Source organism: Mangrovibacter phragmitis, assembly GCF_040429585.1.
In the GTDB taxonomy this organism is placed as follows: Bacteria; Pseudomonadota; Gammaproteobacteria; order Enterobacterales; family Enterobacteriaceae; genus Mangrovibacter; species Mangrovibacter phragmitis.
In genome coordinates this window covers 2759508-2773564 of the sequence record NZ_CP134782.1, presented here as the reverse complement: position 1 = coordinate 2773564, position 14057 = coordinate 2759508, and the positions used below count along the sequence as shown (strand labels likewise).

The window sequence follows — 14057 nt, the reverse complement described above, 5'->3', positions numbered from 1 at the left end:
TTGTTCGCACCTTCCCTAATGTCCCTCTGCGACCAACTGGAACAACAATCGCTAACCAGTCTGGATGCACATCAGCAACTGGTGGAAACCCTGCTGTCAACTCTGACCGAGAGCCAAAATGCCGGGGAACTCGCCGAAAACTGGGCACGAATTAGTCAGCATTTCGAAACATTATTTACCACCGAAGCGAGTATCGATGCGCTTAAGCAAACTATTCTGCAACTGGCGGTGATGGGAAAACTGGTGCCGCAAGATCCTAACGATGAACCTGCGTCCGAACTGCTTAAACGTATTGAGCAGGAAAAAGCGCAACTGGTGAAAGAAGGCAAAATTAAAAAGCAAAAATCGTTGCCACCAGTGAGTGATGGAGATAAACCTTTTGAGTTGCCGGAAGGGTGGGAAACAGTTTATATGCAAGATATAAGTGAGTTAATAACAGATGGCACCCACCAGACGCCTAAATATACAGAAAACGGCAGACCATTTGTTTCTGCCCAATGTGTAAAACCATTCAAATTTATGCCTGAGAATTGTCGATTTGTTTCTGAAGACGATTATCAACAATACATCAAAAATAGAAAGCCAGAATTTAATGATATTTTACTATCGCGAGTTGGTGCAGGTATTGGTGAGAGTGCCGTAATAGATTCAGATTTAGAATTTGCGATATATGTCAGTACTGGATTGATAAAGCCAATGAAAAGAAATATTAATTCAAATTATTTAGTGTTGTGGCTGAATTCTCCGATAGGGAGAGGGTTTTCCTCAAAATACACATATGGAAAAGGCGTATCTCAAGGTAATTTAAATTTGTCTTTGATCAGGTCTTTTTTGGTTTCTCTTCCCCCAAGGCTAGAACAAGAGCGGATAGTCTCGAGAGTTAATGAACTATTTTCAATCTGCGATATTCTCAAATCGCGCCTCCTGTGTGCCCAGCAAACCCAGCTCCGCCTGGCAGATGCCCTTACCGACGCAGCATTAAACTAAGGATCAGACGATGCCGGTACACCATGCAATCTGGCGGATAGGGGAGAACCCTCAGCCGTTAACCATCAGTAAGCTCGCCAGTGAAAAACTGCTGCAGAAGATGATTATTCAAGATCCGTCCATACTATCCGATCAGTGGATGATTATCGGTGAGGAGGTCAATACGCTCGATAGTGGGCGTATTGACCTGTTGGCTATCGCGCCGGATGCCTCGTTGATCCTGATTGAACTGAAACGTGACCGAACGCCGCGTGAGGTAGTCGCACAGGCACTGGATTATGCCTCTTGGGTGGATGACTTAACCGCCGATCGCCTCTCGCAGATCTATGAAAAATTCTCAGGTGGCAATCTTGGCGACGCATTCAGACAGCGCTTCAACGCTGAACTCGAAGACGACGCTATCAACAAGTCACACCAGATAATCATCGTCGCGGCAGAGCTGGATCCCTCCACTGAACGTATCGTCGATTATCTGAGTAAGTACGGAATCTCGATTAACGTGCTGTTCTTCAGGGTGTTCCAGCATGGAGACGAGCAGTTCTTAAGTCGCGCCTGGCTTATCGACCCGAGTGAGACACAAACCAATGCCGCACAGGCTACTGCCACCGGCGCTAGTGCCAAAGAACCCTGGAACGGTGAATTTTACGTTTCGTTTGGTGATCCACAAAGCCGGGTTTGGGAAGAAGCACGACGCTACGGATTTATCAGTGCGGGTGGCGGAAGTTGGTATAGCCAGACATTAAAGCAGTTGCAGCCAGGTAATCGTGTGTGGGTAAAAATCCCGGCAACAGGTTATGTCGGTGTCGGCATAGTGCAGAGCGCCGTTGAGCCAGTCAGTAGCTTTACGGTCGACACCGATAACGGTGAAAAGCTGGCGATGGACGTACTCAAGTTTGGTGACTTGTATCGCGATAATGCTGACGATCCCGACAAATCAGAATATTTTGTTCCTGTGAAATGGCTTGAAACCCGCAGTGAACAACAGGCTGTGAATGAGGTCGGATTCTTCGGTAACCAAAATACCGTCTGTAAGCCCACCACGCCGAAATGGCGCCATACGGTGGATAAGCTAAAGCGTAGCTTCCCCCGCTGGAACGCAGAGCTATGTGAGTAAAAGCATGTGTAAATCGTACCGGAGAAAAGCATGACCACAGCAATACTAGGGCAGTTGGCGGTAGCGCAAAAACTCAAGAGCCTTGGGGCCTGCAATATTGTCGCTCAGAAAGAAGGCAATAAAACGTTTGTCACATTTATTGCCCCAAACGGTAAAACGTACAAAGTTGCGACAAGAGCAAAAACGTCAGGGACCTGGCAAACCACTACGGACTACGGTGCCCCATGTGCATTGGATAAAAATGACAATGAATTCTGGGTGTTTATAGATCTTGGTCGAGAGCCGAATACTTTCTATATCACGCCTCTGTCGTGGATCAGGAATGATATTTATGAAGCTCATCAGGTCTATCTGGAAAAGCATGGTGGGCATCGTGCTCAAAACGACGAGTCAACACATCATGCCATTTCGGTAAAACGTATTGCTGGCTGGGAAGATAACTGGGAGCAGATGGGATTTTAGTTGCAAGCTTTGTTGTGAATACATTTTAGACAAACAACTCAAATTTCTTCTGCAATCCGCTCAACAAACCCTGCTCTGCCATCTGAGATCTTACCGGCAGTGTCTCTGGGCGTTGCAGCCTGGACCAGGCGCGCAAATTTAAAAAATATATTGTTTATAAAGGAATGAGGATTGTGACAGGATTCAGAAGAGGTACATATGGCGTCCCCAGCAGGAATCGAACCTGCAACTAGCCCTTAGGAGGGGCTCGTTATATCCATTTAACTATGGGGACGGGCGGCAGTAGTATACCCGTTTTCGCCGCCACGTTAAGCGCTTAGCGGTTTGTTTGCTTAATAACTCGCCACTCAGCGGTTCAGCGTTGGGGTTTTTTAAACCGCCATGGCTCTTTCCCTTGTGGGTGTCTGGCTGGTATTGCCGCACGGTCGTTGCGAATTTGTACATGGCTTAACAAAGCAAAAATAAAAGTACCTCCCAGAATATTGCCAGCCAGTGTGGGCAGGGCAAATGGCCAGAAAAAGTCATGCCAGGGAATGACATCGCGCATGGCAAGGTAGAGAATTTCCACTGAACCCACCACTATATGCGCGGTATGGCTCAAGGCCATCAGCCATGTCATCAAAATAATCACCACAATTTTGGCTGAACCGGCGGCGGGTAACATCCATACCATGGTGGCGATAATCCAGCCTGCCAGCATGGCGCTCACCAGCATTTCACCGGGTGATTTTTGCATCACCTCCAGGCCAGAAGTGAGAAACGCTTCTTGTGTTGGGGCATCAAAACCGGGCATAACGGAAAAGGTAAAGGCGACCACCAGGGTACCAATTAAATTCCCGGCAAGGACAACCCCCCACAGGCGTAACAGTAGCAAAATATTACTGCGGGTGGGCAGTTGCATTACGGGTAAAACCGCGGTAACGGTATTTTCAGTAAATAATTGCTGGCGGGCTAAAATAACAATCATAAAGCCGAAGGAATAACCCAGATTTTCCAGTAAAAAATGCCCTGGTACGCCTTCCAGATACCGGGTGAATAACCCCCTTGCCAAAAAAGATGCGCCCATGGATAAGCCTGCTGCAACACCAGACCAGAACAAGGCCAGAGGCTCCCGTTCGAGCTCTTTTTCCCCTTCCTGGCGAATACTTTCATGCGTTGCCATCGCCCGTGAGGGCAGGTTTGCTTCATCCACCACAATATCTGAACCGCGCGCCCGTTCTTTACTGTCTACCTGCAAACGGTCGTCATCAGGTTGGGAAGACTTATCCTGCATCGTTGGTACTCCCTTCAAAACGTTCAGAATATAAGCGTAGTGGGTTCGCCTGAATGGCGCAAAAATGCAGATTAATCGGACTAAACGCAGCACCCGGTGCGTAGACTTAATGAGTAAGAGTGTTACAATCGCAGCGTATTTTCATTCTGGTAATAGTAAAAACATGCCCGGAGTGTGAATTACGGCTGTTACATCCGTAAAAAAAGTAATAGGTGTAGTTTTTGCTGTTTTACTTTTCCGTAATCCCGGTATGATTTTTCTTATACGGCTACTATTAATAATGCAACAACCAGAATCCTTGGCTCAACACTGCCACCTTATAAGTGGTTGCGCTATTTAACAGGGAGACACCTATGAATTTTCGCCTGACCAGCCTGGCGATGGCGGTTACGGTTCTGGCCGGGTGTGCCAGCCATCCTGATGAACAGGGGCGTTCAGACCCACTGGAAGGTTTCAACCGCACGATGTTTTCCTTCAACTACGATGTGCTGGATCCTTACGTGGTTCGTCCAGTCGCTGTGGCCTGGCGTGATTATGTTCCACAACCTGCCCGTAATGGGTTAAGCAACTTCACCAGCAACCTCGAAGAGCCGGCAACCATGGTGAACTACTTCCTGCAGGGCGACCCGTATAAAGGCTTCGTGCATTTTACGCGTTTCTTCCTGAACACCTTGCTGGGTATGGGCGGGTTTATGGATGTGGCGGGTATGGCTAACCCCAAACTTCAGCGTGAAGTGCCACACCGTTTCGGGAGCACCCTTGGGCACTATGGCGTGGGTTACGGGCCTTACGTAGAATTGCCGTTCTACGGGAGCTTTACCATACGTGAAGATGGCGGGCAGTTTGTTGATGACCTCTACCCGGTTCTGTCCTGGCTGACCTGGCCGATGTCTATTGGTAAATGGACTATTGAAGGTATTGAAACCCGTGCTCAGTTACTGGATTCCGATGGCCTGTTGCGCCAGTCCAGCGATCCTTACGTGATGGTGCGTGAAGCCTACTTCCAGCGTTATGACTTTATTGCCCGTGGCGGCAAACTGAAACCTGAAGTGAACCCAAATGCCGCAGCCATTCAGGGTGACCTGAAAGAGATTGATTCACCGTAATTGCCAGCATGATGGCGTGATTTAAGTGATATACATTAAAAGGGTGAGCCTGTGCTCACCCTTTTGCGGTTATGTCTGGCAAAACTATCAGAAGCGGTAGTTGAAGTTAGCGCCGTACAACCAGGCCTTACCATTGGATTCAAACTTGTAAGGGCCTTCCTGAATTGTAACGTGCTGACCATGCATGTAAGACATACCAACATCAACAGACGCATCCGGCGTGATGGCATAAGTTGCCCCTGCGCTCAGCCACAAACGGTCCTGGTCAGGAATGGAGATGGAGCGGGTGGCTGCGGGTACCGGGCTGTCATCAAAGGCGATACCAGTACGCAGCGTCCAGGTATCATTCAGGTAGTAGGTTGTCCCCAGAGCAATACGCCACGCATCTTTGTATTTTTCGTCTTTCTGGAACAGGACACCGCCGTCGTTACCTGTGGCTTTCAGCTCCTGGAACTGGCTCCAACTGGTGTATGTCAGGCTGTAGTGGACTGCCCATTTCGGCGCAACGCGGTTATAACCTGAAAGCTCCCACATTTCCGGCAGGTTCAGTGTTAAAGAACCATCGACAGTTTGCCCGTTGGTTCCGGCAGGTAAGCCCATACCAGCGTAGATAGCCTGCAGGTTACTGGGCAGCGCACTGGAAGGCGGCAGAGAACTTTTATAATCACCGTCGAAGTCGACTTTCACTTCAGAGCGGTATGTAAAGCCGTAGCGGTTGTTTTTATCCAGCTCGTACAAAATACCGGCATTCCAGCCAAAGCCCCAGGCATCCCCTTTCAGGTGGGCAATTTGGGTATTTGCCGGAACATTCAAATACTGTGCGTAAGCCGGGTATTGCGCTGCAGCCATCAGGCCCGCATCCCCGGCATAACGTTCAATTTTTGCTTTGGCAAATACCGCGTCAAACCCTAAACCGAAACTCCAGTGCTGGTTCAGACGGTAGGCACCGCTCAAATTCAGGTTAAGGGTTTCCAGGTCTGTTTTACCGCCCAGGGTGCCAGCAGCGTAATTATTACTGTATTCGGTTGCGAGACCATAATTGGAGGTAATTGATGCCCCCCAACCGAACTGGTCATTAATAGGTGCGACGAAATGGAAATTGGGCACCCAGGCTGTTGGCGCGATATTTTTGGCATCAAGGCTCTGCCCGCTGGGGGACTTACCAGAAATATCAACGCCCGGGTCAACAAACACAGCACCCAAAGACATAGTCGGGCGGTCAAACAGCATGATAGTTGCCGGGTTACGGCTGGCAGAACCGGCATTATCACCAATGGCACCTTCGCCGGAATAAGCCCGGCCAAGGCCAGAAGAAGAAAACTCATTTAACTGGAAGCCAGCTGACCAGGCCTGAGTTGATACGACAGCCACTGCAATAGCAAGAGCACATTTGGTAAAACGGGGTTTCTGACTCATACCCAAAACCTCATTCTCATCGATTATTGTTATTAAAACAATGTTACATGTGGTAACAGGAGCGCGAAGTGTAGGGTCTGACGATGTACAGAGAAATCAGACCAGTGGCGTGAGTATAGGTCTGACCAGTCACTATGTTGCAAGTTTGTTTATAATATTTTTCAAATATGTTTAATAAAACGCGAACTCCATAGCAAAAAACAGGTCAGATTCGGTCAAGTGAATAACTCCGGGTTGTTTTGCATCGAAATGATGTGTGATTTTCATCACTATCAGTAACCAAAGCACACAAGAACTCATGGCTACATAAACGATTAAACAGTATTAAGTTACACCAGCCAGAGCGCAGGGAGGGGGTAATGAGCCAGAGTAAAGCGCAACAAATGCCAGTATGCAGTTGTGTTGATGTGGGTACGATTAAGGACAACGCAGATTATGTTGCCACCATGTGTCGGGTATTTGACTCCAACAAGAAGTGGAGCCGGAATCTTGCCAGATAACCTCACCCATGGGAGATGAAGCAGGTGATGTGCTCGTCCTTCACTCCTTGCTCTCCGGCGCAATTTCGTGTTTTGCCTCGCACTTTTCCCTCATTACAGTTGGCGTAGTGTAAAAATTTGGTTAAAACTTTTATCAGGTCAGACCACTTTGCGCTAATTATTCGATTTGGGGAGCTTTATGAAACAGTCGCTGCCACTGGTTACTCGCCAGGGGGATCGTGTTGCATTTATTGCCGGGTTAAGAACACCGTTCGCACGCCAGGCTACTGCGTTTCATGGTATACCCGCTGTTGATCTGGGAAAAATGGTGGTGAGTGAACTACTCACTCGCAATGAAATAGACCCGCAACTGGTTCAACAGTTGGTATTCGGCCAGGTGGTTCAAATGCCGGAAGCACCCAATATCGCCCGGGAAATTGTCCTGGGAACCGGGATGTCAGTGCATACTGATGCTTACAGCGTCAGCCGTGCTTGTGCAACCAGTTTCCAGGCTGTCGCTAATATTGCCGAAAGTATTATGGTTGGCACCATTCATACTGGAGTTGCGGGCGGGGCGGATTCATCTTCTGTTCTGCCAATAGGGGTGAGCCGTAAGCTGGCAAAAACGTTGGTTGACATCACAAAAACACGCTCAGTCGCGCAACGCCTGAAACTTTTCTCGCGCCTGCGCCTGCGCGACCTGATGCCAGTCCCTCCTGCTGTCGCGGAATACTCCACGGGTTTACGTATGGGTGACACCGCGGAGCAAATGGCCAAAACACACAGTATTTCCCGTGAAGATCAGGATGCCCTCGCTTACCGTTCACACCAGCTTGCAGCACTTGCCTGGCAGGAAGGCAAATTGAATGATGAGGTCATGACCGCTTTTATTCCTCCTTATACAGCCGCTTTTCACCAGGATAATAATATTCGCCCGGAAACTTCGCTGGCAGATTATGCCCGCCTGCGCCCGGCCTTTGATCGCAAGCATGGCAGTGTGACTGCGGCAAATAGTACGCCGCTCACTGACGGAGCATCGGCTGTCATTATGATGGCGGAGTCACAGGCAAAATCACTGGGCTTGCAGCCATTAGGCTACCTGCGCAGCTATGCGTTTACCGCAATTGATGTTTGGCAGGACATGTTGTTGGGGCCAGCCTGGTCAACGCCGCTGGCACTCTCCAGGGCAGGAATAACTCTTGCCGACCTGACGCTGTTTGATATGCACGAAGCCTTCGCCGCACAAACGTTGACGAACCTGAAGTGCCTCGCCAGCGATAAATTTGGCCGGGATGTGCTGGGGCAGAGTGGCGCAACCGGCGAAGTCGATATGGACAAGTTTAATGTGCTGGGCGGTTCACTGGCCTACGGGCACCCCTTTGCAGCAACAGGCACACGAATGATTACGCAGACACTTAATGAATTACGCCGTCGTGGTGGTGGGCTTGGGCTGGTCACGGCTTGTGCCGCGGGTGGGCTTGGTGCGGCAATGGTACTGGAGAGCGAATAATGGAACAGATTTCCGCATTTAACCTGGCGGTGAGCCCGGACAATATTGCCATTGTGACTATTGATGTCCCGGGCGAAAAAATGAATACCCTGCGGGCGGAGTTTGTTAATGAAGTAAAAAATTTGCTGGGTGAACTGAACGCACTGAACGAACTGGAAGGTGTGGTTCTGATTTCCGGTAAGCCAGATAACTTTGTCGCCGGGGCAGATATTCGCATGATTGAAGCCTGCCAGACCGCCGGGGAGGCCAGCCAGTTGGCCCGAGCCGGGCAGCAGGTTATGGCGGAATTAAGTAGCTTACGGGTTCCGGTGGTTGCGGCTATTCATGGGGCCTGCCTTGGCGGTGGACTGGAACTGGCGCTGGCCTGCCACAGCCGGGTATGTTCCGATTCCCCGCAAACCCAGTTAGGTTTGCCTGAAGTGCAACTAGGTTTATTGCCGGGGTCGGGCGGTACACAACGCCTGCCGCGTTTGATTGGGCTTCCTGGCGCACTGGACATGATCCTGACAGGGAAATCGTTACGCCCACGGCAGGCTAAAAAGTGTGGTCTGGTTGATGATGTCGTACCACAAAGTATTTTGTTGGCAACGGCGGTTTCCCTGGCAAAAAAAGGCTCACAACCTGCACAACCGCTACCGTTGAAAACCCGTTTCTTAGCGGGGAAGCTGGCACGAACGCTTATTTTTAATACCGCCCGTAAAAAGACCCTGGCAAAGACTCAGGGCAACTACCCGGCGGCAGAGCGCATTCTTGATGTGATGGAAACCGGGTTGTCATCTGGCATGACAAATGGCCTTGCTGCGGAAGCTCAGGCATTCGGTGAACTGGCAATGACGCCAGAATCAGCGGCACTACGCAGCCTGTTTTTTGCCAGCACTGACCTGAAAAAAGACCCGGGGAGCGCCACGCCACCTGTCAGCGTTAAGCGCGTGGGGGTGTTGGGTGGTGGGTTGATGGGCGGTGGCATTGCCACTGTTACCGCAACTAAAGCCGGGCTGCCGGTGCGCATTAAAGATATCAATGACAAAGGGATTAACCACGCATTGCAATATGCCTGGTCAATGCTGGATAAAAAAGTTCGCCGTCGCCACCTGACCGCTTCTGAGCGTAATCTGCAAATGGCACGCATTTCCGGTGGTACTGATTACCGTGGATTTGGCCAGTGTCAGTTGGTTATAGAGGCGGTATTTGAAGATTTGGCGCTGAAGCAAAAAATGGTCAGTGAAATCCAGGAACACTGTGCGCCAGACACTATCTTTGCTTCAAATACATCGTCATTACCCATTGCAGAGATAGCCCGCGGGGCTGATGCGCCGGGAAGGGTTATCGGTCTACACTACTTCAGCCCGGTAGATAAAATGCCGTTGGTGGAAGTGATTCCCCATGCTGGTACCGATGCGGAAGTGGTTTCCACAGTGGTGGCACTGGCTAAAAAACAAGGGAAAACGCCGATTGTTGTGGGCGACTGCGCCGGGTTTTACGTGAACCGTATTCTCGCGCCCTATATTAACGAGGCGATTCGTTGCCTGGCTGAAGGTGAGCCCATCGAACATATTGATAATGCCCTGGTTAAAAAAGGATTTCCGGTTGGGCCACTACAGTTGCTGGATGAAGTGGGTATTGATATTGGCACGAAAATCATGCCAGTACTGGAAACTGCTTATGGTGAGCGTTTTGCTGCGCCGCAGTCGGCAGTCAGGGCAATTTTAGGTGATGACCGCAAAGGGCGTAAAAATGGACGGGGTTTCTACCTGTATCAGGCGAAAACCAAAAATCCATTTAAAGCGAATAAAAAACAACCAGATACATCGGTTTATTCTGTGCTGGGCGTAACGCCACGGGTGAGTAAACCTGGCGAAGAAATAGCGGAGCGCTGTCTGTTTTTGATGCTGAATGAAGCCGCCCGTTGTCTGGATGAAAACGTGCTGCGTTCTGTACGTGATGGCGATATTGGCGCGGTGTTTGGTATTGGTTTTCCGCCTTTTCTTGGTGGACCATTTCGCTATATGGACAGCCTTGGGGCAAGTGAAGTCGCTACTCGTCTGACCCAGCTTGCCGAACGTTATGGCGAAAGATTTACGCCGTGCGGGCTTTTGCAACAAATGGCAAAAGAAGGTGAGTTTTTTTGGCGAAAAAATGAACCTGTCCAGTGACAGAGAACTCTAAGTTTTTGTAAAAGTGACTGCAAATAACGACAGTGTGGTTATTTTATAAACGGATATTGACTATCCTTACAGCAATGCGGTAAAACACACCGTTCAATTTGATGTATGGATAAGGCACAATGCCCGACCCCCTGTTAGCGCGTACGGATTGCGGTTGGTTTCGTGCGGGGTGAGCAGGTGTTTCTGGTTAACAAAAGCGGTGCAATATGCAAGTTTTTATCATGCGTCATGGCGACGCGGCGCTCGATGCCGCCAGTGATGCGGTTCGTCCTCTCACTCAGGTGGGGATTGACGAATCGCAGATGATGGCGACCTGGTTAAAAGGTCAGCAGGTAGAAATTGGACGTGTTTTGGTGAGTCCATTTTTGCGTGCGGAGCAGACACTGGATGTTGTGAGTCAGCAACTTTCTCTGCCAGGCGAGAAAGAAACAATGCCTGAGTTGATGCCTTGCGGCGATGTGGGTCTGGTGGGGTGTTATCTCCAGGCACTGGCAGAGCAGGGTGAAAAGTCTGTGCTGGTTATCTCTCACTTGCCATTGGTGGGGTACCTTGTATCAGAACTGTGCCCGGAGGAAACGCCTCCGATGTTCTGTACATCGGCGATCGCCTCCGTCACTATTGCGCCGGAAACGGGCAAAGGGGCATTTGAATGGCAAATCAGCCCGTGTAATTTAAAAGTGGCAAAAGCAATTTAATGCCTGAACACTTAAGAGCCGCTTGCCGGCTCTGCGTGTTTCTGGGTTCAGGGAAGTTCAGGTGGCTGCCACTCATCCACTTCAATCAATACCAGTAATGCCGCATCGCCACCCCACTCTTTGGGGGCCTGGTGAAACGCCATAACGTGCGGATGCTGGGCCAGCCATAATGGGGTCTGTTGCTTAAGGATATGTTTTCCGTGCCCATGCATTACGCAGGCGCAATACACATGTTCCCGGCGGCAGGCAGCAATTAGCGCTCCCAGCTCTTGTTTGGCCTGCAGTTGTGTTAACCCATGTAAATCCAGCATCAAATCTGGCGTGTAGTCGCCACGGCGCAGTTTTTTCAGCTCAAAATGGCTGATATCTTCACGGACATAACGCACCGGCCCTTCACTGGAAAGCAGAGGTTGAAATTCATCGGAAAAATAGTGGCTGGCGTCAACTTGCTCCTGAACCAGGCGTTTTACCGGCATTTCAGTGACTTTCTTGCGTACCGGTCTGTGAACAATCGTGTCCTGAGCCAGTTTCCGGGTGCCACGCATTAATTCACGAAACAGCGCCTGGTCTTCTGTACTCAACTGCGCTTTTTTCTTCATATCTTTTCATTCCTGTCATGCAATACTTGCCAGTTTACCTGCTTTAATGGTTGCAATTAAATAAAACCGCCAATTTCAGCTCTGTGGCGCGCCCTGATGCTGATTTATCGCCGGGTTCGTGGCAAACTAGCGGCCGAAATAACAGCGCTAACGGCCTGCGGAGGGCATGTGGATAAAATTTTTGTCGAAGAGGCAGTCAATGAACTGCACACTATTCAGGATATGCTGCGTTGGGCCGTCAGCCGTTTTAGCGCGGCAAATATTTGGTATGGGCACGGTACGGATAACCCGTGGGATGAAGCCGTACAATTGGTGCTACCCACTCTCTACCTGCCACTGGATATCCCTGAAGACATGCGTCAGTGCCGCCTGACATCCAGCGAACGTCACCGCATTGTTGAACGGGTGATTCGCCGTGTGAACGAGCGTATACCGGTCGCCTACCTGACCAACAAAGCCTGGTTTTGCGGCCATGAGTTTTATGTTGACGAACGGGTGCTGGTGCCGCGTTCCCCGATTGGTGAACTGATCAACACACATTTTGCCGGGCTGGCGGATGGCGAGCCGGCACATATTCTGGATATGTGTACAGGTAGTGGGTGTATTGCTATTGCCTGTGCTTATGCATTCCCGGAAGCTGAAGTGGATGCAGTGGATATCTCCCCGGATGCCCTGGCTGTGGCGGAGCGCAATATTGCGGAACATGGGCTGGAGCATCAGGTCACCCCGATTCGTTCTGATCTTTTCCGTGATTTGCCCAAAGTACAGTACGACATTATTGTGACCAACCCGCCCTATGTAGACGCAGAAGATATGGCGGATTTGCCGGGTGAATACCGCTTTGAACCTGAACTGGGGCTGGCTGCTGGCACTGATGGCCTGAAACTTGCCCGCCGGATACTGGCCTGTTCCCCGGACTACCTGGCTGATGGCGGCATCCTGATTTGTGAAGTCGGCAACAGCATGGTACATCTGGCAGAACAATACCCCGATGTCCCTTTCACCTGGCTTGAATTTGATAACGGCGGTGATGGCGTCTTTATGCTGACCAAAGCGCAGCTTATTGCCGCGCATGAGTATTTCAGTATTTATAAAGATTAATCTGCTGTGGGCCGCCTGGCCCACAATTGCCCCTTTAAACGATAACAACGGTAAGGAGCCGTGATGGCAGGTAACACTATTGGACAGGTATTCCGTGTAACCACGTTTGGTGAGTCTCATGGGTTGGCGTTGGGCTGCATTGTTGATGGCGTCCCACCGGGTATTGCGCTGACTGAAGCGGACTTGCAACATGACCTGGACCGCCGTCGTCCGGGGACTTCACGTTACACCACTCAACGCCGCGAACCGGATCAGGTAAAAATTTTATCCGGGGTATTCGAAGGTGTCACCACCGGTACCAGCATTGGGTTGCTTATCGAAAATACCGATCAGCGCTCTCAGGATTATAGCGCCATTAAGGATGTATTCCGTCCGGGTCATGCAGATTACACCTACGAGCAAAAATATGGCCTGCGCGATTATCGTGGCGGAGGCCGTTCATCGGCTCGCGAAACGGCAATGCGAGTTGCCGCTGGTGCAATTGCCAAGAAATATCTGGCTGAAAAATTCGGCATTGTGGTGCGTGCATGCCTTTCGCAAATGGGCGATGTCCCACTGGATATCGTTGACTGGGAACAAGTTGAGCAAAATGCGTTCTTCTGCCCGGATCCGGATAAAGTGGCTGCACTTGATGAACTGATGCGTGCACTCAAGAAAGAAGGGGATTCAATCGGCGCGAAAGTGACGGTTGTTGCAGATAACGTCCCTCCTGGTTTTGGTGAGCCGGTTTTCGACCGACTGGATGCGGATATCGCCCATGCACTAATGAGCATTAATGCAGTGAAAGGTGTTGAAATTGGCGATGGTTTTGGTGTGGTGGGGCTGCGTGGCAGCGAAAACCGCGATGAAATTACCCAGTCCGGCTTCACCAGCAACCATGCTGGTGGCGTGTTGGGTGGTATCAGCAGTGGTCAGCAAATAGTGGCTAACATTGCACTGAAACCCACTTCCAGCATTATGGTGCCGGGAAAAACTATTAACCGTGCAGGCGAAGAAGTTGAGATGGTCACTCGCGGTCGTCATGACCCTTGTGTAGGTATTCGTGCAGTGCCGATCGCCGAAGCTATGCTGGCAATCGTGCTGATGGACCACGCGTTGCGCCAGCGTGCGCAGAATGCGGATGTCGCCAGCTCGCTTCCTCGCTGGTAAT

Annotated in this window: 12 protein-coding genes, 1 tRNA gene and 1 pseudogene; 10 read left to right on the top strand and 4 right to left on the bottom strand. The window is 50.4% G+C overall.

The features are described 5' to 3' along the window. Positions 1-15: 15 nt before the first annotated feature. From MPHASIOC01_RS13405 to MPHASIOC01_RS13395, 3 genes and pseudogenes are all read left to right on the top strand, one after another. A pseudogene (locus MPHASIOC01_RS13405) lies at positions 16-987 on the top strand (restriction endonuclease subunit S); the annotation flags it as partial. 10 nt (positions 988-997) lie between these two features. Beyond that, positions 998-2101 (top strand): nuclease, encoded by a 1104-nt coding sequence (locus MPHASIOC01_RS13400; RefSeq protein WP_353614853.1) that lies wholly within the window; start codon positions 998-1000, stop codon positions 2099-2101. A gap of 30 nt (positions 2102-2131) precedes the next feature. Beyond that, the gene (locus tag MPHASIOC01_RS13395) at positions 2132-2563 is read left to right on the top strand and encodes a hypothetical protein (protein WP_353614852.1); all 432 of its coding nucleotides are present in this window, start codon (positions 2132-2134) and stop codon (positions 2561-2563) included. Between the two features lie 199 nt (positions 2564-2762). On the opposite strand, the gene MPHASIOC01_RS13390 is transcribed toward MPHASIOC01_RS13395, so the two are convergent. Together MPHASIOC01_RS13390 and MPHASIOC01_RS13385 are read right to left on the bottom strand one after the other, a co-directional pair. Next, positions 2763-2837, bottom strand: a tRNA-Arg gene (locus MPHASIOC01_RS13390). 81 nt (positions 2838-2918) lie between these two features. Continuing rightward, entirely contained in the window at positions 2919-3836 is a 918-nt protein-coding gene (locus MPHASIOC01_RS13385; RefSeq protein ID WP_064595291.1) for a formate/nitrite transporter family protein, read from the bottom strand. Positions 3837-4189: 353 nt separating this feature from the next. Between MPHASIOC01_RS13385 and mlaA the strand changes: the two genes are divergently transcribed. Further along, the gene (mlaA, locus tag MPHASIOC01_RS13380; RefSeq protein ID WP_064595290.1) at positions 4190-4942 is read left to right on the top strand and encodes a phospholipid-binding lipoprotein MlaA; all 753 of its coding nucleotides are present in this window, start codon (positions 4190-4192) and stop codon (positions 4940-4942) included. 87 nt (positions 4943-5029) lie between these two features. Here the strand turns inward: mlaA and fadL are convergent, their stop codons facing one another. Next, positions 5030-6358: a long-chain fatty acid transporter FadL gene (fadL, locus tag MPHASIOC01_RS13375; RefSeq protein WP_064595288.1), complete on the bottom strand. Its 1329-nt coding sequence runs from the start codon at positions 6356-6358 to the stop codon at positions 5030-5032. Between the two features lie 359 nt (positions 6359-6717). On the opposite strand from fadL, the gene MPHASIOC01_RS13370 reads away from it, so the two are divergent. The 4 genes from MPHASIOC01_RS13370 (at position 6718) to sixA (ending at position 11207) form a co-directional block, all read left to right on the top strand. Then, positions 6718-6858, top strand: a complete 141-nt coding sequence (locus tag MPHASIOC01_RS13370; protein ID WP_156518986.1) for a DUF406 family protein — start codon at positions 6718-6720, stop codon at positions 6856-6858. A gap of 178 nt (positions 6859-7036) precedes the next feature. Further along, entirely contained in the window at positions 7037-8347 is a 1311-nt protein-coding gene (gene fadI, locus MPHASIOC01_RS13365) for an acetyl-CoA C-acyltransferase FadI (RefSeq protein ID WP_353614851.1), read from the top strand. Further along, positions 8347-10500, top strand: a complete 2154-nt coding sequence (gene fadJ / locus MPHASIOC01_RS13360; RefSeq protein WP_353614850.1) for a fatty acid oxidation complex subunit alpha FadJ — start codon at positions 8347-8349, stop codon at positions 10498-10500. Before fadI ends, fadJ begins: the two co-directional genes overlap by 1 nt. Positions 10501-10718: 218 nt before the next feature. Continuing rightward, positions 10719-11207, top strand: coding sequence for a phosphohistidine phosphatase SixA (sixA, locus tag MPHASIOC01_RS13355; protein ID WP_064595282.1), 489 nt, complete (start codon positions 10719-10721; stop codon positions 11205-11207). Positions 11208-11254: 47 nt separating this feature from the next. On the opposite strand, the gene smrB is transcribed toward sixA, so the two are convergent. Continuing rightward, positions 11255-11806, bottom strand: coding sequence for an endonuclease SmrB (smrB, locus tag MPHASIOC01_RS13350; RefSeq protein WP_064595280.1), 552 nt, complete (start codon positions 11804-11806; stop codon positions 11255-11257). A gap of 168 nt (positions 11807-11974) precedes the next feature. On the opposite strand from smrB, the gene prmB reads away from it, so the two are divergent. Further along, positions 11975-12907 (top strand): 50S ribosomal protein L3 N(5)-glutamine methyltransferase, encoded by a 933-nt coding sequence (prmB, locus tag MPHASIOC01_RS13345; RefSeq protein WP_353614849.1) that lies wholly within the window; start codon positions 11975-11977, stop codon positions 12905-12907. A gap of 63 nt (positions 12908-12970) precedes the next feature. After that, positions 12971-14056 carry a chorismate synthase gene (gene aroC / locus MPHASIOC01_RS13340; protein WP_064595278.1) on the top strand — a complete coding sequence of 362 codons (1086 nt, stop codon included), beginning with the start codon at positions 12971-12973 and terminating at the stop codon, positions 14054-14056. Position 14057: the final 1 nt, after the last annotated feature.

Bases quoted from the DNA above. Each gene is read 5' to 3' on its own strand.
- MPHASIOC01_RS13400 (WP_353614853.1), top strand. From the start codon at position 998: ATGCCGGTACACCATGCAATCTGGCGGATAGGGGAGAACCCTCAGCCG.
- MPHASIOC01_RS13395 (WP_353614852.1), top strand. From the start codon at position 2,132: ATGACCACAGCAATACTAGGGCAGTTGGCGGTAGCGCAAAAACTCAAG.
- MPHASIOC01_RS13385 (WP_064595291.1), bottom strand. From the start codon at position 3,836: ATGCAGGATAAGTCTTCCCAACCTGATGACGACCGTTTGCAGGTAGAC.
- mlaA (WP_064595290.1), top strand. From the start codon at position 4,190: ATGAATTTTCGCCTGACCAGCCTGGCGATGGCGGTTACGGTTCTGGCC.
- fadL (WP_064595288.1), bottom strand. From the start codon at position 6,358: ATGAGTCAGAAACCCCGTTTTACCAAATGTGCTCTTGCTATTGCAGTG.
- MPHASIOC01_RS13370 (WP_156518986.1), top strand. From the start codon at position 6,718: ATGAGCCAGAGTAAAGCGCAACAAATGCCAGTATGCAGTTGTGTTGAT.
- fadI (WP_353614851.1), top strand. From the start codon at position 7,037: ATGAAACAGTCGCTGCCACTGGTTACTCGCCAGGGGGATCGTGTTGCA.
- fadJ (WP_353614850.1), top strand. From the start codon at position 8,347: ATGGAACAGATTTCCGCATTTAACCTGGCGGTGAGCCCGGACAATATT.
- sixA (WP_064595282.1), top strand. From the start codon at position 10,719: ATGCAAGTTTTTATCATGCGTCATGGCGACGCGGCGCTCGATGCCGCC.
- smrB (WP_064595280.1), bottom strand. From the start codon at position 11,806: ATGAAGAAAAAAGCGCAGTTGAGTACAGAAGACCAGGCGCTGTTTCGT.
- aroC (WP_064595278.1), top strand. From the start codon at position 12,971: ATGGCAGGTAACACTATTGGACAGGTATTCCGTGTAACCACGTTTGGT.